This window comes from Pseudidiomarina salinarum (genome assembly GCF_000753715.1).
Taxonomy (GTDB): Bacteria; Pseudomonadota; Gammaproteobacteria; order Enterobacterales; family Alteromonadaceae; genus Pseudidiomarina; species Pseudidiomarina salinarum.
On the sequence record NZ_JPER01000001.1, the window covers coordinates 583,606 to 604,399 of the forward strand.

Annotated in this window: 19 protein-coding genes and 6 tRNA genes; 12 read left to right on the forward strand and 13 right to left on the reverse strand. The window is 54.6% G+C overall.

All coding sequences use genetic code 11. The annotated features are described in order from the left end of the window. Positions 1-3: 3 nt before the first annotated feature. From IDSA_RS02770 to IDSA_RS02780, 3 genes are read left to right on the forward strand one after another with little or no spacing between them, the layout of a single operon-like run. A complete protein-coding gene (locus tag IDSA_RS02770; RefSeq protein WP_034774015.1) occupies positions 4-1,356 on the forward strand; it encodes an MATE family efflux transporter in 1,353 nt (450 codons plus the stop codon). Beyond that, complete coding sequence (gene uvrB / locus IDSA_RS02775; protein WP_034774017.1) at positions 1,356-3,377, forward strand: excinuclease ABC subunit UvrB; 2,022 nt, start codon at positions 1,356-1,358, stop codon at positions 3,375-3,377. Before IDSA_RS02770 ends, uvrB begins: the two co-directional genes overlap by 1 nt. 14 nt (positions 3,378-3,391) lie before the next feature. Beyond that, positions 3,392-3,859, forward strand: coding sequence for a DUF2919 family protein (locus IDSA_RS02780; protein WP_051986023.1), 468 nt, complete (start codon positions 3,392-3,394; stop codon positions 3,857-3,859). Positions 3,860-3,872: 13 nt separating this feature from the next. Here the strand turns inward: IDSA_RS02780 and IDSA_RS02785 are convergent. Continuing rightward, positions 3,873-3,948: transfer RNA gene (locus tag IDSA_RS02785), tRNA-Val, on the reverse strand. Between the two features lie 37 nt (positions 3,949-3,985). Beyond that, positions 3,986-4,061, reverse strand: a tRNA-Val gene (locus tag IDSA_RS02790). Between the two features lie 177 nt (positions 4,062-4,238). Here IDSA_RS02790 and gltX point away from each other — a divergent pair. The 6 genes from gltX to IDSA_RS02820 all read left to right on the forward strand — a co-directional run bounded on the left by gltX (position 4,239) and on the right by IDSA_RS02820 (position 6,863). Then, positions 4,239-5,645 (forward strand): glutamate--tRNA ligase, encoded by a 1,407-nt coding sequence (gene gltX, locus IDSA_RS02795; RefSeq protein WP_034774018.1) that lies wholly within the window; start codon positions 4,239-4,241, stop codon positions 5,643-5,645. 5 nt (positions 5,646-5,650) lie between these two features. Beyond that, positions 5,651-6,280 (forward strand): carbonate dehydratase, encoded by a 630-nt coding sequence (gene can, locus IDSA_RS02800; protein WP_034774020.1) that lies wholly within the window; start codon positions 5,651-5,653, stop codon positions 6,278-6,280. A gap of 167 nt (positions 6,281-6,447) precedes the next feature. After that, positions 6,448-6,523 (forward strand) — tRNA-Ala (locus tag IDSA_RS02805). A 45-nt stretch (positions 6,524-6,568) separates the two neighbouring features. Next, positions 6,569-6,644 (forward strand) — tRNA-Glu (locus IDSA_RS02810). A 34-nt stretch (positions 6,645-6,678) separates the two neighbouring features. Then, a tRNA-Glu gene (locus IDSA_RS02815) sits at positions 6,679-6,754 on the forward strand. Between the two features lie 33 nt (positions 6,755-6,787). After that, a tRNA-Glu gene (locus tag IDSA_RS02820) sits at positions 6,788-6,863 on the forward strand. Between the two features lie 4 nt (positions 6,864-6,867). Here IDSA_RS02820 and IDSA_RS02825 read toward each other — a convergent pair. Next, positions 6,868-7,488 (reverse strand): arylesterase, encoded by a 621-nt coding sequence (locus IDSA_RS02825; protein WP_034774021.1) that lies wholly within the window; start codon positions 7,486-7,488, stop codon positions 6,868-6,870. Positions 7,489-7,490: 2 nt separating this feature from the next. Between IDSA_RS02825 and IDSA_RS02830 the strand changes: the two genes are divergently transcribed. Both IDSA_RS02830 and IDSA_RS02835 read left to right on the forward strand, forming a co-directional pair. Continuing rightward, positions 7,491-8,171 carry an ABC transporter ATP-binding protein gene (locus tag IDSA_RS02830; RefSeq protein ID WP_034774023.1) on the forward strand — a complete coding sequence of 227 codons (681 nt, stop codon included), beginning with the start codon at positions 7,491-7,493 and terminating at the stop codon, positions 8,169-8,171. After that, positions 8,161-10,680: an ABC transporter permease gene (locus tag IDSA_RS02835; RefSeq protein WP_034774025.1), complete on the forward strand. Its 2,520-nt coding sequence runs from the start codon at positions 8,161-8,163 to the stop codon at positions 10,678-10,680. The genes IDSA_RS02830 and IDSA_RS02835 overlap by 11 nt, the downstream gene beginning before the upstream one ends. Here IDSA_RS02835 and IDSA_RS02840 read toward each other — a convergent pair. From IDSA_RS02840 to IDSA_RS02850, 3 genes are read right to left on the reverse strand one after another with little or no spacing between them, the layout of a single operon-like run. After that, positions 10,677-11,561 (reverse strand): alpha/beta hydrolase family protein, encoded by an 885-nt coding sequence (locus IDSA_RS02840; RefSeq protein ID WP_051986024.1) that lies wholly within the window; start codon positions 11,559-11,561, stop codon positions 10,677-10,679. The two genes, IDSA_RS02835 and IDSA_RS02840, sit on opposite strands and share 4 nt — an antisense overlap. Then, complete coding sequence (locus IDSA_RS02845; RefSeq protein ID WP_034774028.1) at positions 11,558-11,857, reverse strand: YciI family protein; 300 nt, start codon at positions 11,855-11,857, stop codon at positions 11,558-11,560. Before IDSA_RS02845 ends, IDSA_RS02840 begins: the two co-directional genes overlap by 4 nt. Then, positions 11,857-12,411 (reverse strand): inner membrane-spanning protein YciB, encoded by a 555-nt coding sequence (locus IDSA_RS02850; RefSeq protein ID WP_034774030.1) that lies wholly within the window; start codon positions 12,409-12,411, stop codon positions 11,857-11,859. The genes IDSA_RS02845 and IDSA_RS02850 overlap by 1 nt, the downstream gene beginning before the upstream one ends. Before the next feature lie 109 nt (positions 12,412-12,520). Between IDSA_RS02850 and IDSA_RS02855 the strand changes: the two genes are divergently transcribed. Continuing rightward, on the forward strand, positions 12,521-13,426 hold the full coding sequence (locus IDSA_RS02855) for a TIGR01777 family oxidoreductase (protein WP_034774031.1): 906 nt from the start codon (positions 12,521-12,523) through the stop codon (positions 13,424-13,426). Here the strand turns inward: IDSA_RS02855 and trpA are convergent. The 7 genes from trpA to smpB form a co-directional block, all read right to left on the reverse strand. Further along, complete coding sequence (gene trpA, locus IDSA_RS02860) at positions 13,398-14,207, reverse strand: tryptophan synthase subunit alpha (protein ID WP_034774033.1); 810 nt, start codon at positions 14,205-14,207, stop codon at positions 13,398-13,400. The two genes, IDSA_RS02855 and trpA, sit on opposite strands and share 29 nt — an antisense overlap. Further along, positions 14,204-15,433, reverse strand: coding sequence for a tryptophan synthase subunit beta (gene trpB, locus IDSA_RS02865; protein ID WP_034774034.1), 1,230 nt, complete (start codon positions 15,431-15,433; stop codon positions 14,204-14,206). Before trpB ends, trpA begins: the two co-directional genes overlap by 4 nt. Beyond that, entirely contained in the window at positions 15,430-16,815 is a 1,386-nt protein-coding gene (trpCF, locus tag IDSA_RS02870) for a bifunctional indole-3-glycerol-phosphate synthase TrpC/phosphoribosylanthranilate isomerase TrpF (RefSeq protein ID WP_034774036.1), read from the reverse strand. The genes trpB and trpCF overlap by 4 nt, the downstream gene beginning before the upstream one ends. After that, positions 16,808-17,812: an anthranilate phosphoribosyltransferase gene (gene trpD, locus IDSA_RS02875; protein WP_034774037.1), complete on the reverse strand. Its 1,005-nt coding sequence runs from the start codon at positions 17,810-17,812 to the stop codon at positions 16,808-16,810. The genes trpCF and trpD overlap by 8 nt, the downstream gene beginning before the upstream one ends. Continuing rightward, positions 17,799-18,413: an aminodeoxychorismate/anthranilate synthase component II gene (locus tag IDSA_RS02880; RefSeq protein ID WP_034774038.1), complete on the reverse strand. Its 615-nt coding sequence runs from the start codon at positions 18,411-18,413 to the stop codon at positions 17,799-17,801. Before IDSA_RS02880 ends, trpD begins: the two co-directional genes overlap by 14 nt. Further along, on the reverse strand, positions 18,410-19,999 hold the full coding sequence (locus IDSA_RS02885; RefSeq protein ID WP_034774039.1) for an anthranilate synthase component 1: 1,590 nt from the start codon (positions 19,997-19,999) through the stop codon (positions 18,410-18,412). The genes IDSA_RS02880 and IDSA_RS02885 overlap by 4 nt, the downstream gene beginning before the upstream one ends. A 240-nt stretch (positions 20,000-20,239) precedes the next feature. Continuing rightward, entirely contained in the window at positions 20,240-20,719 is a 480-nt protein-coding gene (smpB, locus tag IDSA_RS02890) for an SsrA-binding protein SmpB (RefSeq protein WP_034774040.1), read from the reverse strand. Positions 20,720-20,794 lie beyond the last annotated feature (75 nt).

The following is a 20,794-nucleotide window of genomic DNA, read 5'->3' on the forward strand; positions in this document are numbered from 1 at the left end:
TTAATGGCCTCAGTCGTCAGGGCAAAAACATTATTGCATGATCCAATTCCCGCTACCTTATGGCGGATGACCTGGCCGATGATTATCGGCATCGTCACGCTGATTAGCTTCAATGTTGTGGATACCTTCTTTATCGGGCTGCTGGGCACAGATCCCCTGGCAGCAGTGAGTTTTACTTTTCCGGTTACCTTTACCGTGGTGAGCCTGAGCATCGGGCTCGGCATAGGCACCTCTGCCGTGATTGCCCGCAAACGCGGCAGCGGCAAAGAGGATCATGCGCGCTTTGACGGCACGACAGCACTTACAGTATCGGCCTTGCTGGTGGCCGCCTTATCGCTGCTCGGTTATCTGTTTATGGAGCCGATATTTATGGCGCTGCGGGCTCAGCCACGGTTGATGACCTACATCGAAGACTATATGACGTTGTGGTTTCTGGGCGCGGTGTTGCTGGTTATTCCTATGGTCGGTAACGCGGTACTGCGAGCCGCGGGGGATACCCGCACCCCGTCACTGATCATGGCATCAGGCGGGTTGCTTAATGCCATTTTCGACCCCATCTTTATTTTTGGTCTGGGCCCGGTGCCAGCGCTTGGCATACAAGGCGCGGCGCTGGCCAGTGTACTGTCCTGGACGATTGGCGTGATACTGGTGCTGTGGTACCTGAACTACAAGAAGTTACTGACGCTGATTGCTCCGGCTGGCGCCAGTTGGCTGCGCTCAGCCCGGCAAATTCTGAAGATTGGCTTACCGGCGGCCAGCGCGAACATGCTTACGCCGCTGGCGATGGCGGTGCTAACGGCTATTATTGCCGGATACGGCGCAAAAGCAGTGGCGGCTTTCGGGGTGGGAACGCGACTGGAATCGCTGGCCAGTGTCATTATTCTGGCGCTGTCGATGTCGCTGCCGCCGCTGATTAGCCAGAATTTTGGGGCCAACGATTTCAGACGGGTGGCGGAAGCGTACAAAACAGCGATTCGCGGTGTCATTGTGGCGCAGCTGGTTATTTACGCCATCCTGGTGGTGTCAGCGCCCTGGATTGCTGCGGTATTTACTGATGATGCGGAAGTGGCCGGACTGATTCGCTTATTCATTTACATTATGCCACTAGGCTACGGGATGCAGGGCATTATCATTTTGACCAATTCGAGTTTCAATGCCTTGCATCAGCCTATGTCGGCCCTGGGTTTAAGTATTATCCGGCTATTTGTGATGTTTGTTCCGCTCAGCTGGCTTGGCGCTATAATTGCTGATATCCCCGGCTTGTTTATCGGCGGTGTGGTGGCAAACATCCTAACCGGAGGCCTGGCCTGGTGGTGGTTTCACCGGGCTCTGGCAACACAGCGGGAGCAGTTTTAATGCGCGTATTTGAAATAAAATCTGACTATCAGCCTGCCGGCGATCAGCCGCAGGCGATTGAGAAGCTGGTTGATAATCTGGAAGCCGGGCTGGCGCATCAGACCTTGCTGGGCGTAACGGGGTCAGGTAAGACCTTTACCATGGCCAATGTGATCGAGAAAGTGCAACGGCCAACGCTGATCCTGGCTCATAATAAGACCCTTGCCGCGCAGCTCTACGGTGAGATGAAAGAATTCTTTCCGAATAACGCGGTGGAATACTTTGTTTCGTATTATGACTATTATCAGCCGGAAGCCTACGTTCCCACTACCGATACTTTCATTGAGAAAGACGCTTCCATCAACGAACATATTGAACAGATGCGGCTGTCAGCCACCAAGGCGCTGCTGGAGCGGCGCGATGTGGTACTGGTTGCCTCGGTGTCCTGTATTTACGGTTTGGGCGATCCCGATGCCTATATGAGCATGATGCTGCATCTGCGCCGCGGCGATATTATTGATCAGCGGGATATTCTGCGGCGCTTAGCGCAACTGCAATACAAGCGCAACGATGCAGCTTTTGAGCGTGCTACCTACCGGGTGCGCGGCGAGGTTATTGATATCTTTCCGGCTGAATCCGATGAACTGGCGGTACGGGTTGAGCTGTTTGATCAGGAGATTGACCGGATCAGTTTATTTGAACCGCTTACCGGGCAGGTTACTGAGGCGGACGTGGCGCGGGCGACGATTTACCCGAAGTCGCATTACGTGACACCGCGCGAGACCATCCTCAAAGCGATTGACCGCATTAAGGTTGAACTGAAGGATCGCAAAGAGCAGTTGCTGGCGGCGAATAAACTAATCGAAGAGCAGCGCATCAGCCAGCGTACTCAGTTCGATATTGAAATGATGCTGGAGCTCGGTTATTGCTCGGGGATTGAGAATTACTCCCGCTATCTGTCAGGCCGCGCGCCGGGAGAGCCGCCGCCAACGCTGCTGGATTATCTGCCAGACGATGCGTTACTCATCATTGATGAGTCCCACGTTACTGTGTCGCAGATCGGCGCTATGTATAAAGGGGACCGCTCGCGTAAGGAAAACCTGGTTAACTATGGCTTCCGGTTGCCATCAGCGCTGGATAACCGGCCGCTGAAGTTTGACGAATTTGAAGCTATCGCACCGCAGACGATTTATGTTTCGGCTACGCCGGGCAAGTACGAACTGGAAAAATGCGCGGGTGATGTGGTTGAGCAGGTAGTGCGGCCAACCGGGCTCATTGATCCTGAGATTGAAATCCGGCCGGTGGCCACGCAGGTGGACGACCTGATGTCGGAAGTGAGGCTGCGGGCTGAGCGCAATGAGCGGGTGTTGGCGACTACGCTGACCAAGAAGATGGCCGAGGATTTAAGTGACTATCTTGACGAGCACGGCATACGGGTGCGCTATTTGCACTCGGATATTGATACGGTGGAGCGAATGGAGATCATCCGTGATCTGCGGTTGGGCGAATTCGACGTTCTGATCGGTATTAACCTGCTGCGGGAAGGTCTGGATATGCCGGAAGTCAGTCTGGTGGCTATTCTTGACGCCGACAAGGAAGGCTTCCTGCGCTCTGATCGTTCGTTGATTCAGACCATCGGACGGGCCGCGCGAAACCTCAATGGCCGGGCCATTCTGTATGCGGATCGGATTACCGGTTCAATGCAACGGGCCATGGAAGAAACCAGCCGGCGCCGGGAAAAACAAGTTGCCCATAACAAGGCGATGGGGATTACTCCGGTTGGCATGAATAAACGCGTTACCGATGTGATGGATCTGGGCTCCGGGCGCCGTAGCAGCCGCAAGGACAAAGCGATCCAGCAAATCGCTGAACGTCAGCCCGGGTATGTGCCACCAGTGACTGATCCTAAAGTACTGATCCAACAGTTAGACAAAACCGAGAAAGCCATGTATCAGGCGGCAAAAGATCTTGAATTTGAACGCGCCGGGCAGCTACGTGACGAGGTTGGTAAACTGCGAGAACAGTTGAAGCGGCTTGGCTAACCAGGGTCTGAATTATGCTGAAAGCAGGTGATGAGCGCTATCTTACCGGTGACGGGCAATTACGGACGCCGCTGGCACTGATATTTTTATTGCTGTTTTTTTTACGCGGCTATGTGGCCTGGGTGATTTCGCTGACCTTCAGTGACGATCGGGCGCGATTGCTGCAGTTTTTCTATACCAGTACCGAACAGTTCGGCCTGACGTTGCTGGTCGGACTGCCTGCGCTTTTCACCTTGGTGCTGCTGACACAGATTAAGGCCGAGATTCCACCCTGGGTGCAAGCGGGTGCGCGAATTGCGCCGCTGGCGTTATGGCTGAGCTGGGTTATCGATGGGGTATTGCTGATGAGCCTGATCAGTGCACGCTGGCCGGAATTTTCGGTGGTTAAAGCGGTATTGGTATTTGGCTGGCTGATAGCTTTATGGATTCTGCTATTTTCACGGCATCTGCGCCGCTTCTGGCAACTACTTAGCGAAGCATAGTAGTGAGGAATAGTGGTGGATGGTACTGGGCTCGAACCAGTGACCCCCGCCTTGTAAGGGCGGTGCTCTCCCAGCTGAGCTAACCATCCATCAGGGAGTTCTTGTATTCATTTTCGAAGCGGCAGATGGTGGATGGTACTGGGTTCGAACCAGTGACCCCCGCCTTGTAAGGGCGGTGCTCTCCCAGCTGAGCTAACCATCCGTTTTCTCTGCGCTGCGGGGCGGTATTATAGGGTGCTCCGCGATGCTGTCAACAGAAAATAGCAGAGATTTGACCTGACTGCTGGCTTTTTCACCATTTCTGCCTGATGCGCTAACCGCCGGTTATTGATAAACTAGCTGGCAATCTAATCTGAATCATGCGGAGAGTTCAATTATTATGACAGTGGTGACCCGATTTGCCCCCAGCCCGACCGGCTACCTTCATGTAGGCGGAGCCCGTACTGCTTTATATTCCTGGCTGGTTGCCAAAGCGCAGGGCGGAAAATTTGTTCTGCGTATTGAAGACACCGATGTCGAGCGTTCAACTCAGGCGGCAATCGACGCCATTCTGGAAGGGATGGAATGGCTGGGATTAAACTGGGATGAAGGTCCCTATTATCAGACCCAGCGTTTTTCCCGTTATAACGAATACATTGAACAGTTGCTGGCCGAAGGCAAAGCCTATAAATGCTATTGCTCGGTTGAACGGCTGGAAAAAATGCGCGAAGCACAGATGGAGCGGGGCGAGAAGCCGCGCTATGACGGCTGTTGCCGCGATAAAGAAAATCTGTCCGGCGATAAATTTGTAGTGCGTTTTCGTAATCCACAAACCGGCAGCGTGAAGTTTAACGACCACATTCGCGGGCCTATTGAATTCGCCAACGACCAGCTGGACGATCTGATCATTAAGCGTACCGATGGCACGCCAACTTATAACTTCTGCGTGGTTATTGATGACTGGGAAATGAACATTACCCATGTGATTCGTGGCGAAGACCATATTAATAATACGCCGCGTCAGATTAATATTCTGCAGGCGCTGGGTGCGCCAGTACCCGAATACGCGCATGTGTCGATGATCCTCGGTGATGACGGCAAAAAGCTGTCTAAACGCCACGGCGCCGTGGGCGTGATGCAGTACCGTGACGACGGTTATCTGCCGCAGGCGGTGCTGAACTACCTGGTGCGGTTAGGCTGGTCCCACGGCGATCAGGAAATTTTCAGTCTGGATGAAATGATTAAATTCTTCAGTCTGGACGACGTCAATAAAGCAGCATCCGCGTTTAATACGGAAAAACTGAACTGGCTGAACCAACATTACATGAAGTCGTTGCCGGCAACGGAAGTGGCGATGTACCTGCGCTGGCATTTTGAGCAGCAAGGTATTGAGCTGGGCGATGGACCGTCACTGGAACAGGTTATTAACCTGCAGGCTGACCGGGTTAAAACGCTAAAAGAAATGGCTGCAATCAGCCGCTATTTTTATGAAGAGTTTGCCGACTTTGATGAAGCGGCCGCCAAGAAGCACTTACGGCCGGTAGCGAAAGCACCATTGCAGAAAGTACGGCAACGACTGGCTGATCTGTCCACCTGGAACGCTGAAACTATCCATAAAGAGATTCAGCAGGCCGCTGATGATCTGGAGGTGGGTATGGGCAAAGTCGGAATGCCGCTGCGGGTAGCCGTTACCGGTGGTGGCAATTCGCCGTCGCTGGATGTCACCCTGGAACTTATCCCGCAACTAACCGTGCTGCAACGCATTGACCGTGGTATCGCTTTTATTGAAGCGCGCGAGCAGGAGTAAGGCTGTTGCCAAAAATACGCAAGCTACTGGAGAGTAATAAAGGCTGGGCGCAACGTCAGATCGACCTGGATCCTGAGTACTTTAAGAAGTTAGTAGCGCAGCAGAGCCCTGAGTTTCTCTGGATTGGCTGCTCTGATAGCCGGGTCCCCGCCAATCAGGTGGTCGATATGGAGCCGGGCGAATTGTTCGTGCACCGCAATGTGGCTAACCAGGTTATCCAGACTGATTTCAACTGTCTGTCGGTGGTGCAGTACGCGGTCGATAGCCTGAAGGTGAAGCATATTCTGGTGGTCGGGCATTATGGCTGTGGTGGTGTACGAGCTGCCACCGAAAGCTGTAGCCATGGCCTGGTAGATCACTGGTTGTTTCCGATAAAGGATATTTACCGTGAACACCGGGCTGAACTGGAGGCGCTGGATTCCGAGCAAGCGCTGAACCGGCTATGTGAGCTGAATGTGATTGAACAGGTCGGCAACCTGGCCAAGACCACCATCGTCCAGGCGGCCTGGGATCGGGGGCAGGAGCTGACCATCCATGGCTGGGTTTATAGCCTGGAAGACGGCATTGTGCGAAATATGAATGTGTCGGTTTCCAGTCGTGAAGCGCTGGAAGCCATCTATCATTTTGGCGATTAGCAACATCCGATTTTAGGCTGAGCCGGCCGGCGGCTGCGTAGCAAATAGCCAGTTTGGTGAAAAAACTCGCAAACGGTTGGCTTTAGCCAAAAAAAGGTTGACGGCGGTGCGAGGATTACCATAGAATTCGCCCCGCTGTCAGGGTACTGAAGCAGCTCACAGGACGTGGGGCTATAGCTCAGCTGGGAGAGCGCTTGCATGGCATGCAAGAGGTCAGCGGTTCGATCCCGCTTAGCTCCACCAAACTGCTTCCTTAGTAAGGTACCGTGACACAATTTGTTCTGCAGCGTCCCCTTCGTCTAGAGGCCTAGGACATCGCCCTTTCACGGCGGTAACAGGGGTTCGAATCCCCTAGGGGACGCCAAACAGAACAGCTGATTGATTTGAATGTATAATGCGTCCCCTTCGTCTAGAGGCCTAGGACATCGCCCTTTCACGGCGGTAACAGGGGTTCGAATCCCCTAGGGGACGCCACACTTAAAGCCAGCCAAACTATCAAGCATCCGGGTCCCCTTCGTCTAGAGGCCTAGGACATCGCCCTTTCACGGCGGTAACAGGGGTTCGAATCCCCTAGGGGACGCCACGCTTTACTGACCTGCCAGTTCCAGCAGGAATGGTTCCATAATAGTTGCTATCTGATCCTGAGCCTGGCGGTTCGGGTGAATTCCGTCATTCTGCATTAAACCTTCGTCTTCGATAATCTGTTCCATAAAAAACGGCACCAGTGGCACGTCTTTCGCTTCCGCCACAGTCGGAAAAATATTCGCGAATAATGCACTGTAGCGGGCACCATAATTAGGTGGTATGCGGATCTGACTTAATGCTACCGTAGCCCCATGCTGCTGTAACTGGTCGATGATTTTTAGCAGGTTAGCCTGAATACTTGCAGGGGTGAAGCCGCGCAAGCCATCATTACCGCCGAGCTCAACAAAAACTGCGTCGGGCTGATGCCGTTCAATCACGCCATTCAGCCGGTTCAGCGCGCCCTGCGTGGTATCACCGCTGATGCTGGCGTTGATAAGGGTTATTTCCGGATATTGTTGCTGCCAGCGATCCTGTAAAATACCCACCCAGGATTCGCTCTGCGCCATACCGTAACCGGCGCTCAGGCTATCGCCCAGAACCACGAGTGAGACATTTGCCGAAACTGGACGTATACAGACCAATAATGCGACGATAAATCCAAATTTAATAAGGAAGTTTTTCATAAATGCTTATTCAGACCACTCAGTTAGAAAAAAAAGTTCAGACCAGCTCGGGTATTCTACACATATTGCAGCGGATTGACCTGCAGATTACTGCCGGCGAAACCGTAGCCATTGTTGGCGCTTCAGGTTCTGGCAAGTCCACCTTGCTGTCGCTGCTGGCGGGATTAGACCTCGCCAGTGCCGGAGATGTTCTTATAGATAACGTAAAATTGAGCAATTTGGATGAGGAACAGCGGGCAAAATTACGGGCCGACAAAATAGGCTTTATTTTTCAGTCGTTTCTGTTGATTCCCAGCCTTACCGCGCTGGAGAATGTCATGTTGCCGGCGGAACTGGCCGGTAACCGCAAAGCCGAGCAGCAGGCGCGCACCTTATTACAGGACGTGGGCCTGGGCGAACGCCTGACTCACTATCCCAATCAGCTGTCCGGTGGCGAGCAACAGCGGGTTGCTATTGCCCGGGCTTTTGTCGGTACGCCGAAGATCCTGTTTGCCGATGAGCCAACCGGCAATCTCGATGCCACTACCGGTCATACGATCGAAGATCTGTTGTTTGAGATGAATGAGTCATCGGGTACCACGCTGGTGATGGTGACGCACAATGAACAACTGGCTGATCGTTGCCAGCGAATATTTAAGATGGACGCCGGTTCGCTGACAGAGGTGCAAAAGGATGTGGCATAAAATTTCCTGGCGTTTACTGCGGCAGGAACTGAAACGCGGTGAACTGACTATCATGGCGGCCGCCATCGTCTTGTCGGTGACAGCGGTACTGTCATTATCGATCTTTACCGAACGGCTACAGTCGGGGCTGATGGAACGCAGCGCTGAGTTTCTGGCCGCTGATCGGGTGCTGAGTTCGCGTCGCACTGTTGATGAGGCCTGGCTGGAAAAGGCGCATGAACTCAATCTGAACACGGCCCGGCGGGTGGTATTCAATTCAATGGCTTTTGCCGGCGATGAGCTGGCGCTGGTCGACATCAAAGCGGTGAGCAGCGGCTACCCCCTGCGCGGTGATCTGAAAACCGCTGACCAGCCTTATGCTGAGGATCAGGTTACGGAAGGGCTGCCCGAATCCGGCGAGGCCTGGGTGGCTTCGGCGCTGTTTCAGGAACTGAACCTGAAAGTTGGCGACACCATTGATATAGGTAACAGTAATTTTCTGGTGACCCGCGTACTGACCTATGAGCCCGATGTGGGTTTCTCGGTATTTACCGACAGCCCGAATGTTCTCATTCGCTATGCTGATCTCGATGACACGGGGCTGATTCAGCCGGGTTCACGGGTTCGCTACCATGTGTTGTATGCGGGTGCGGAAGAGCAACTGAGTGAGTATGAGAGCTGGTTGCAGCCGCAGCTTAACGAGGATACCCATAACTGGCGCAGTATTGCTGATGGTGATGCACCACTGGCGCGTAGCTTACGCCGGGCTGAACGTTTTATGATGCTCGCCAGCCTGCTGGGTGTGGTACTGGCGGCGACCGCGGTGGCTGTTGCCGCGCAGCGGTATTGCCAGCGTAATTATGATGTGGTCGCTATCTTTAAGACGCTGGGAGCCGGCAAACGTCAGATCCAACGCATTTTTATTCTGCATCTGTTATTGCTCACGGTGATCAGTATCGCGATAGGGTTACTGCTGGGATGGTTCATTCAGGCGCAGGTGGTGAACCTGGTCGCCGAGCGGCTGGGCGCCACATTACCGCAAGCCGGGTTAACCCCTTATCTGCTGGCCAGTGCCACCGGCTTTATCAGTGCTGTGATGTTTACGCTTTATCCGCTGTTGCGGTTAGTAGCCATTCCGCCACTGCGGGTGCTTAACCGTGAACTGACAGCAGCAAACCGGCTGCGCTGGCTGCACTGGGTAGCCTGCGGCGGTACCATTTATGTGCTGTTATTGATTTACAGCCAGCAATGGCTGTTATCCACTGCATTGTTTGCCGGTGGTGCGCTGGCAGCGGCGTTATTACTGGTTATTGGCCGGTTGTTTATTGGTGCCAGCCGCCGCGCTGGTATGCAGGCCGGCAGCGCCTGGCGGCTTGCTATGGCAGGACTGCAGCGCCGCGCGCAGGCGAACAGCGTACAAATGTTGAGCTTTTCAACAGCCATCATGCTGTTACTGCTGGTGCTGGCATTACGCAGCGAGCTGCTGGAAGACTGGCAGCGGCAACTACCTGACGATGCCCCTAATTACTTTGTAGTCAACGTGGCCGAAGACGATGTCCAGCGGCTGGAGCAACGGCTGGCGGAACGTGATATCAAAGCCAACGATATGTATCCGGTGGTACCGGGCCGTATGACCGCAGTCAACGGCGTACAGGTGGTTGACGAAGTCAGCAAAGAAAGCAAAGAAGACGAGGGTACCGATACCAAGTCGGATGAAGTCCGTGAAGGCTTTGGCCGCGAACTGGCGCTGACCTGGCGCGATGAGCTGCCACCAAACAATAAAATTCTTGCCGGCGAATGGTGGGGTGATAATCCTGCGCCTCAGGTTTCGGTCGAACAGGGGGTAGCTGAGCGCATGCGCCTGGAAATCGGCGATGTACTGCAGTTCAACATCGGCGGTAACGAATTTGAGGTGCCGGTAACCAGTATCCGCGAAGTCAACTGGGCCAGTATTCAGCCCAATTTCTTTATGATCTTTAATACCGCCACCCTGCAGGATTTTCCGGCGACTTATATCTCCAGTTTTACGCTGGAGCCGGAGCGCAAAAGTGAGCTCTATGACCTCTTTAAGCCGTTCCCGCAGGTTAGTCTGATTGATCTGGATGCGCTGACCGATCAGCTCCGGGAAGTGATCAGCCAGGTGAGTCTGGCAATCGGCTTTGTGCTGATACTGGTGTTAATTGCCGGGGTACTGGTGTTACTGGCGCAGGTACAGGCCTCGATGGAAGAACGCCAGCAGGAATTGGTTATATTAAGAACCTTAGGTGCGCCGGCGAAGCTGCTCAGTCGCAGTGTGACCTATGAGTTCCTGATATTGGGGGCCATCAGCGGACTGATTGCGACGCTGGCGATGGAGTTGGCGCTGTGGATACTGCAAACGCAGGTGTTCGAGATGGACGCGTCGTTACACTGGCGCTTCTGGCTGGTAGGGCCGCTGGCCGGCGCGCTGGTGGTCGGTATTATGGGCCGGCTGGCTTGTGGGCGGCTGGTACGGCGTAATACCGCGCAACTGATACGTACTTTAGGTTAGTTGCCAGGGCGCAGATATGGCCCGAATAATTTGGGCCATATCCCGGCGCAGCCGCGGCTGAAGACGCCGAAATGGCCGATCCGGGACAGACCGAAGTCGTCCGGCGTCAACAGCACACGCTGTTGCGGCGCATTCGTATAAAAATCGTGAAGGTGGTGAATGTTGCGCTGCGTCAGCAGCTCATCATCACTGAAGGATAATGACGTGATTGGCGTGCTCACCGTGGCAAACTTAGCGCGCGCTGCCTCGCCCTCGACGCCAACCAGATAATCGGGATGCAGGCACCAGCGGCGCCACTGTTGCATCGCCGGGCCTGGTACATCGCCGACTATGCCAAGCCGGCCACCGGGGAAATAACCACACAGCGGCACCAGCCAGGGTACAATCAGATGCCACAGCACCCAGGCCCGCGGCTTGAGCTGGCGGGTATTGTCGCGCCAGAAGCCGGTGCCCGAAGCGACCGTAATCATGCGGTCAATATGGTGGTTATTGGGGATCAGTCCAAATATCTGCCCGCCCACGCTATGGGCAAGCCAGGTTAGCCTGGCCTGCGGATGCTGACGGTACACATAATCGATGACGGCCGGACAATCGTGGTAGGCCCAGTCGGTAAGCGTAGTTTTTACTTGCCGTAGCGGCTGCTCACGTGATGCGCCAATTCCAAAATAATCAAAGCTGTAAACCTCAAAGCCCTGACTGGCCAGCCAGCTGCAGAACCTGTAGTAATAGGTTTGTGGCACGGCCATGGCAGGTGCCATGATGATTACCTCATTGGGGTCTGCTGCAGAGCCATTTTCCGGGGAAAAGCGGGTCAGTGTTAACTGGCGGTCAGGTGTTGCAGCAACCATGAAAGTCTGTTCAGGTAAGGGCTGCTGGCTCATGGCAGGGCTTTAATGAACGGCTTAACGGTTACCTGTTTATAGACGCCGGCGGCGATGTAGGGATCGGCATCAGCCCACTGTTGAGCGTCGCTCAGGGTGGCGAACTCGGCGATAATCAGCGAGCCGGTAAATCCAGCCGGGCCGGGATCAGAACTGGCAATCGCAGGGCAGGGACCGGCGACTAAAAGCCGGCCTTCCTCTTTAAGTTGTTGTAAGCGAGCAAGATGGTCCGGGCGCGTGGTTTTGCGGGCAGCTAACGAGTCAGGGGCATCTTCGCCCCAGATTGCGAACCACATTACTCTAGTTCCTTACTGTCTTTTTCGATATCGGTGTGATGGCGGAACATATAGGCGCCGGTAAACACCGTGAATACGATAGTCGCGGCGAGGGTACCGAACACTTTAAAGTTAACCCAGACATCCAGGCTCATATATTGGGCAATATATAAATTCACTGCTGCCAGCGTGAGGGTGAATACAACCCAGGCATAAGTCAGCCGACGCCAGGCAAAAGCCGGCAGCTTGATTTCATGGCCAAGCAGGCTTTGCAAAGGGCTCTGCTTACGCCACCAGAGGCCAACCAGCAGGAGCAGGGCTATTGCCACGTAAATAATGGTTACTTTGATCTTAATGAACCATTCATCACGTAAGAATAAAGTAATAGCGCCAAAGACCAGAACCACGCCAAGAATAATCCAGTGCCGTGGGGTAATCACTTCACGCATAAACTTTAAACAGAGGATCTGCAGCACGGTACCGATCATTAAAACGCCGGTAGCGATAAAAATGTCGCCAATTAAATAGAATATAAAAAATAGTGCTATTGGCAGATATTCAAGGATGAAAAGCATGGCTCATTCCGCGATCAAAAAGTCATTAAAGTGTGCCAGAAAAAGTTGTCCTGTACCAGCGACACTGACTACACTAACTTAAAGCTACAGCTTACTTCAGGAGATAACTATGAAACTGCTACTGACAGGTGGAACCGGCCTCATCGGCAGTGCCCTGATCGAAGCATTATGGGAGCGTTATCAAATCACTATTACCACCCGTAATCCGAAAAAGGCGATTCGGCGTTTTGGTAAGAAGGTTCATGCGGTGCGTGGCCTGGAAGAAATTCAGGACATCAGTGAATTCTATGCGGTGATCAATTTGCAGGGCGAGGATATTTTCGCCAAACGCTGGACCACGAAGCAAAAGCAGGAAATAGAACAAAGCCGCTGGACCATAACCCGCCAGTTGACCGAGCGGATTAAAGAATCCAGCCAGCCGCCTCAGGTATTTATCAGCGGCTCGGCGGTAGGTTATTACGGCCCCCAAGGCGATGAACCGGTGACCGAACATACCGTGGTCGAGGCGGATGATTTTGCCCACCATCTGTGTGCCGAATGGGAACGTCTGGCACTGGCGGCCCAATCGGAACGTACCCGCGTGTGTGTGATACGTACCGGTATTGTAGTGGCGGAAGAAGATAGCGCACTGCAGCAGATGCTGCCGCCTTACCTGCTTGGTCTCGGTGGCCCGTTAGGAAGCGGCGAGCAAGGGTTTTCCTGGGTTCATCTGGATGACATCGCGGGCATTATTGAGTTTTTACTCGAACAGGAGCAGTGCCGCGGCATCTACAACGGTACGGCACCGAATCCGGTCAAACAGAAAAAGTTCAGTGCCTGCCTGGCGAAAGTGCTGCGTAAGTCGCATTTTATGCGGGTACCGGCCTGGGTGCTAAAACTGGTGCTCGGCGAGCGCTCGATGATGCTGCTTGAAGGTCAGCTGGTGTTGCCCGAGCGGACCCTGCAAGCAGGCTATGAGTATAAGTACCCCGAGGTTGAAGCCGCACTCAGGGCTTGTTTGTTGCCTTCTTCATAGCGCGTACGAAGGTTTCCAGCTCGGCGGTCATGGTGCTGACATCGCCGAGGTTCTGTTCAATAATGCGAACCACAGCGGAACCGCTGATGGCGCCCGCGGCTCCGGCCGCCAACGCTGCCTGCACATGATCCGGGGTGGCAATACCAAAACCAAGCAACGGCGGTGCGCTACCGGCTTCGCGCAAGGTATCAATGAGTGCGCTCGCTGGCGCCACCATCTGCTGTTCGGCACCAGTCACCCCCGCGCGACTAAGCAAATAGACATAACCCTTACTGTGCTTCGCTACTTGCTGCAGACGTTCATTGCTGGCATCCGGCGGGGCAATATAAATGGGCTCGATGCCGTGGCGTTGGGCCGTTTCGCTGTATGAAAGGCTTTCACGCACCGGCACGTCGGCAATAAGTACTGAATCGACGCCAGCTGCGGCACAGCGCTGATAAAAGGTGTCGACATCGGGGCAGGAAACCAGATTAGCGTACACCAGCAGGCCGATCGGCAGATCCGGATTTTCGTCGCGGATAGTCCGTACCAGCTTCAGGCAGTCGGCGGTGCGGACACCGGCGGAAAGAGCGCGCAGACTGGCTTTCTGGATGGTCGGCCCGTCGGCCACCGGATCAGAGAAGGGCAGGCCCAGTTCAAGGGCGTCAGCGCCACCGGCGATAAGCGCGCGCAAAATCGCCAGACTGGTTTCAGGATCAGGATCGCCCAGGGTCACAAAGGGTACGAAAGCGCCTTGCTGACGTTCATCTAAGCGGTTAAACAGCTGTTGATAACGGCTCATGACGGGTTCTCCTGATTGGCATCTGCCTGTTGTGCGGCAAAAATCCTCCGTACATGGTCGATGTCTTTGTCACCCCGGCCCGACAAGTTAACCAGCAGAATTTCAGGAGCATCGGGTTCAGCCGCCCGCCGCAGGGCGTAGGCCAGGGCATGAGCGGACTCCAGCGCCGGAATAATACCTTCTTTCTCGGCCAGCAATTTAAAGGCAGCCAGCGCTTCGTCGTCGGTTACCGATTCATAGCGGGCGCGGCCGATGCTTTTCAGATGCGCGTGCTGGGGTCCGACGCCGGGGTAATCGAGCCCGGCTGATACCGAATAGCTTTCTTCTATCTGGCCTTCGTCGGTTTGCATCAGAAAGGATTTACAACCGTGCAGAATGCCGGGTTTGCCAGCGGCCAGGGTCGCGCCATGTTCATGGGTATGCAGGCCATGACCAGCAGGTTCGACGCCGACAAGGGCGACATCGGTTTCATCAATGAACTCAGCAAACATGCCGATGGCATTCGAACCGCCACCAACGCAGGCAATGACTTCGTCAGGCAGGCGACCGGCCCGTTCTTTGATCTGGGCTTTAGCCTCAGCACCAATCATCCGGTGAAATTCACGGACTATGGTCGGGAAGGGATGCGGGCCAGCAGCGGTGCCGAGCAGATAGTGCGTGGTGCTGTAACTTGCAGTCCAGTCGCGCAGCGCTTCGTTGACGGCATCTTTCAGGGTGCCGCTACCGGTATCAACGGGCACCACTTTGGCACCCATCAGCTCCATCCGGAACACATTGGGTTGCTGACGCTCGACATCCTTCGCGCCCATATAAATGGTGCAGTCCAGATCCAGCAAAGCGCAGGCCAGAGCGGTGGCGGTGCCGTGCTGGCCGGCACCGGTTTCAGCGATAATGCGGCGTTTGCCCATACGTTTTGCCAATAACGCCTGACCCAGTACCTGGTTGGTTTTGTGCGCGCCGCCATGCAGGAGGTCTTCGCGCTTCAGGTAAATTTTTGTGCCGTTCGGTGAGTCCACGGGCAGGTTCTGGCATAGCGATAAGGGGGTCGGCCGGCCCAGATAGTTTTTCAGCAAGTCAGCAAAGGTTTTCTGAAACTCCGGATCCTGCTGAGCGTCGATAAATGCCTGTTCAAGCTGATCCAGAGCCGGTAGCAGGATTTCCGGTACAAACTGACCGCCAAACTCGCCGAAATAGGCCGGGTACTGCTTATTCTGTGACTGTGTCATAGGGTATTCCGTCCGTATTGTCGTAACTGATGAAATAATTCGATGATTAAGCCGGCGTCTTTGCCGCCTGGCTGATATTCGACGCCTGAGTTAAAGTCCAGGCGATTAATGCCGGTGGCCAGCGCAGCTGACGCGTTATCGGCGCTCAGACCGCCGGCAAGTATGCATTGCTCCCGTTGCTGGCCGGTTAAGCTGGCCAGCAAGGTCCAGTCAAACGTCTGGCCGCTGCCGCCGTATCTGTTGTCGAGTAAGAAGGCTTCGACTTCTAGTGGCGGTAACAGCAACGGCTCGTCTACGCCAATAGCCTTCCAGGTTACGCAACCCGCAGGCAATGACTTACGCAACTCATTCACGTAATCAATATCTTCATGGCCATGCAACTGCACCGCGGCCAGACCTAACTGATGAGCATAGTCGATAACCTGTTGTACCGGCTGATCGGCAAATACTCCGACAAAGCTGAGATCCGGTTCGGCCTGGCATATACGCCGGGCCGCTTCAAGGTCGACAAAGCGTGGTGAGCGTTCTACGAATATAAGGCCGCCAAAGGCCGCGCCGGCGGCCCGAGCCACCATGGCATCGGCCGGGTCAGTCAGGCCACATACTTTGTGCTGGCCGTAAATCAGTTCACGACAGGCCTGGTCGATATTGGGCCGGGCGGATAACGCGCTGCCAATGAGGAAGCCATCAACATAAGGTGCGCTGGCGCGGATCTGGTGGTGGCTGGTATAGCCGGATTCGGCCACCAGCAGGGCACCTTCGGGTGCCTGTGCGCTTAACTCAATACTACGGTTATTATCGATGCTGAGATCATGCAGGTTGCGATTATTAATGCCGATTATTTTTGCCTGCAGCCGCTTAGCACGCGCCATTTCCTCGGGGGTGGACACTTCGGTGAGCACATCCAGATTAAACTCGGCGGCAAGGGCCGACAGGCTCTGGTACTGCTCATCATCAAGCACCGACAGCATCAGCAGAATCGCGTCAGCACCGAAATGACGGGCCAGCAGCACTTGTAAGGGTTCAACGATAAAATCTTTGCAGAGTACCGGGATGTCGACGGCGGCGCTGACTGCGGCGAGATAACGGAAATCGCCCTGAAAATAGTCCGGTTCGGTTAGCACCGAAATTGCGTCGGCGTAGCGGGCGTAGGTGCGGGCCATAGTGACCGGATGAAAATCTTCGCGGATGAGGCCCTTCGACGGCGAGGCCTTTTTGCATTCGAGAATAAAGCTGCTGCGTGGCTTCGCCAGCGCCTCAGCCAGGCTGCGCTGACTGGGAGTAAGCTGTGACTGCAGTTCGTCAGCATCGTAGCGGCTAGCCAGCTGCGCTATTGCCTGGCGGCGATGGGCGACGATTTGCTGAAGTATGGTCTCAGCCATGGTTGAACTCCTGTAACTGCCGTAAATGATCCAATGCTTTGCCGCTACTTAAATGTTCCAGTACCGCATGGGTGGCTTTATCAAGCTGCTGATATTCGCCGGCCAGATAAAGTAATCCGGCTACGCTCATCGCGATGGCATGATGATGCGCATCGCTGGCGGTGCCAGCCAGGGCTTGCTGAAGCAGAGCGGCATTGCGATCCGCATCGCCGCCGGCAAGGGCGCTGACCGGTGCCGATGGTACCCCAAAATCAGCCGGAGTAAGCTGATATTCGCTTAGTTCACCGTCACGCAGTTCAACCACTGTGGTGCTGCCGTGCAGGGCAATCTCATCGATGCCGGAGCCGTGTACCACCATTGCCCGCTTACAACCGAGTAGCCGCAGGGTTTCAGCCATCGGGCGGCACCAGGCCGGGTCATACACCCCAAGTTGCTGCACGTCAGGCCGGGCCGGATTAACCAGTGGACCCAGTAAGTTAAATAAGGTCCGGGTTTTTAACGTCTGGCGAACCGGCATGGCATAGCGGATGCCAGGATGGTAATGCGGTGCAAACAGGAAGCAGAAATTATAAAGATCCAGTTGCTCAGCGGCCACTTCCGGGTCCTGCGTCACTGACAAGCCGAGGCTTTCAAGGACATCGGCTGATCCTGATCGCGATGATACACTGCGATTGCCGTGCTTGGCCACGGTCAGGCCCATACTTGCTGCGACCAGCGCGGCCGTGGTGGAGATATTAATGGTGTTGCTGCTGTCGCCACCGGTGCCGCAGCTATCAACGACGAGCCGCTCCGGGCGCTGAAAGGTTTTAGCGGCGCGGCGCAAGGCTTGCGCTGCACCGGCCATCTCAGCGGGCTGCTCGCCGCGCATTTTCATGGCGATCAAAGCGGCAGTGATCTGGATCTCATTGAGTTCGCCTTTAACCAGGCGTTCGAACAGCCGGTGGCTGGCCTCCAGAGTTAATGTTTTGCCGTCGAGTAGGTCATTAAGTACTTGCATGATACTGCTCCTGAGAAAATAAATAACGGACACTCTGTGCGAGCAACTGACTGCCGTGGCTGGTCAGAATAGATTCGGGATGAAACTGGAAACCGAGCGCCTGATAATCGGTAAAGCGGGCCGCCATCGGAATATCACCATAGCTGGCCAGCACCTCGACTGAAGCGGGTAAATCGAAGCCTGACAACGAGTGATAACGGGCGACCGTCAGCGGGTCAGGCAAACCGGCAAAGATGGCATGACCATTTTGATTGATCGCCGCCTTTTTGCCGTGCACGGTTTCGCCGCAACGATCAACCCGGCCGCCACTGGCCTGAATCAGTGCCTGAAAGCCAAGGCAAATACCCAGCATCGGATAGCGGCCCCGCGCACCTTCAATAATTTGCAGCAGGTTGCCGGAGGTAGCCGGATGCCCCGGCCCGGGTGACAGGCACAGCAGCTGGCGGCCCTGATAATTATCCATCAGCTGCAGAATTTTCTCGGCAGCAATATGGTTACGGTACACGGTTAACGGGTAGCCCAGCTGGCGTAGCTCATCGACCAGGTTGTAGGTAAATGAATCGAAGTTATCCAGTAATACAATGCGATCAGGATGGCTCATGACAGCGCCTCCGTGCGCTGCTGCGCATCTTGTATAGCTTTAATCACCGCCCGTGCCTTGCTTTCGGTTTCGGCAACTTCAGCGGCGGGGACTGAGTCGTGCACCACACCGGCGCCGGCCTGCACCACAGCGCGGCCATTGCGGACAAAAGCCGAACGAATCACGATACAGGTGTCCATGTCACCATTGCCGGACAGATAGCCAACGGCGCCGCCGTAGCTGCCGCGGCCCTGCTGTTCAACCTGGCGGATTAAGGTGGCCGCACTCACTTTCGGCGCCCCGACTAAGGTGCCCATGTTCATGCAGGCGCGGTAGGCATGCAGGGCGTCCAGATCTTCGGCCAGCTGCGCGACCACGCGGGAGACCAGGTGCATCACATGGGAGTAACGATCGACTTGCAGTAAATCGGCAACATAACGGGTACCGGGCCGGGCAATGCGCGAGAGGTCATTACGCGCCAGATCAACCAGCATCATGTGTTCTGCCAGCTCTTTCTGATCAAGCCGCAGCTCGAGTTCAAGGCGGCTGTCGAGATCGGCATGATAGTTGCCGTTCGCGTCTTTGCCGCGCGGGCGGGTGCCCGCAATTGGATAAAGCTCTACCTGGTTGGTGGCGGCGGTATATTTGAGGGCCGATTCAGGTGAGGCGCCGAATAATTCAAAAGCATCGGTGCGCATAAAAAACATATAAGGCGACGGGTTCGCCAGCTTCAACTGCTGGTAGGCTGCCAGCGCATCGCTACAACTAAGTTCAAAACGTCGCGACGGCACTACCTGGAAGATATCACCAGCGAGTATATGTTGCTGCAGGTCGGTCACTATAGTGGCGAAATCAGCGGCCGACGGGGTTGCGGTAATGTCCTGGTCAGCGGCAGGGGCAGGTGTCGACTCGGGCTCATGGCGTGCCGGCAACTGGCACTGGGCGACAATCCGGCCCACCTGATCGGCAATATAGGGGTAGAAATCGGCGCTTTGAGGCCCGCTGAACAAATTCGCTAACAGCTCCGTGGTCTGCTGCTGATGATCAATAATGATCAGGGTCTCGGCCAGATAGAAATGATAATCAGGGCAGGAGTTCACTCCCTGAGGTACGTCAGGTAATTGCTCAAAGGACGCGATGTAGTCATAGCCAAATACGCCGCCAAGAAAAATTCCGAGTGGGTGCGGCTGGGTTTGCTGCAGTTTTTGCTGGATGATTCGCAGCGGCTCGATATTGCTACTGGCGCGCAGCCGGCTGTCTTCATCGGCATCAGTGTCCGGCCGGGTAAAAACGCAGGTCAGTTGATTGACGGAATGCGTCAGCTCAGCATGCGCACTGAGCTGGTCCGCCAACCAGAGCAGTAATTGCTGGCCGTTGTTGGTCAGCGCGGTAATTTCCACCGTCTGATCGTTGCAAACTATTTGCAAGGCCGCATCGACCATCAGCAGACTTTTAAGGTTTTCGCGCGAGTTAATTTCCGCCGAATCCAGCAGCAGGTTATGGGCATGATGCTGGCATAAGCGGCGGTACAGCGCGAGTGGATCGGGCTGGTATGGCAAAGTGATCTGTAAGCTGGTGATATAACCAGGATGTTCGATAATGTCCACGTTGTTCCCACTCTTGTATAAAATTCAGATAGCCAAAAAACAGCAATAAAAAAACCCGCTCGAAAGCGGGTTTTTTGAATCCAAAACGTGACAAGCACGCACAGAAGCATCACCCGCTATGTCGGGATATGCCACCACCAGTTTAAGGCTTTGTGCGCTGCTAAAATAGTCATCACCAATAGATTCCAGTTAAAGTTGTCTAGTTCAATAGCGCTAAGTTAGCGCCAATTCTTTTGGCTGTCAACGGACATCGTGCTTTAAAATCCGCGATTTTTGACGTTCCCAGTCACGCTGTTTCACGGTATCCCGTTTGTCATGGGATTTTTTACCTTTAGCCAGGTAAATCTCTACCTTGACCAGATGGCGTTTCCAGTACATCGCGGTAGCAACTATGGAGTAGCCTTCGCGCTCACTAGCCCCAATCAGTTTATCTAATTCGCGTTGTTTCAGTAACAGTTTACGGCTGCGCTCCGGATCGCATACCACATGCGAGGAGGCTGCCAGTAACGGCTGAACCTGGGCGCCGAGCAGGTAGGCTTCACCATTGCGGATGATCACATAGGTATCACTGATATTTACTTTACCAGCGCGGATGCTTTTTACTTCCCAGCCTTGCAGGGCGATGCCGGCCTCAAACTTATCTTCGAGGAAATACTCGTGACGCGCTTTTTTATTCAGCGCTATGGTGCCGGAATTTGCTTTGGATTTTGAATTTGTCATGGCGCGTATTATACCGATGCCGCATTAAATTAAAATTTGTTTCTGCACTTGTTTAAACAGGCTGTTAAACCGTTG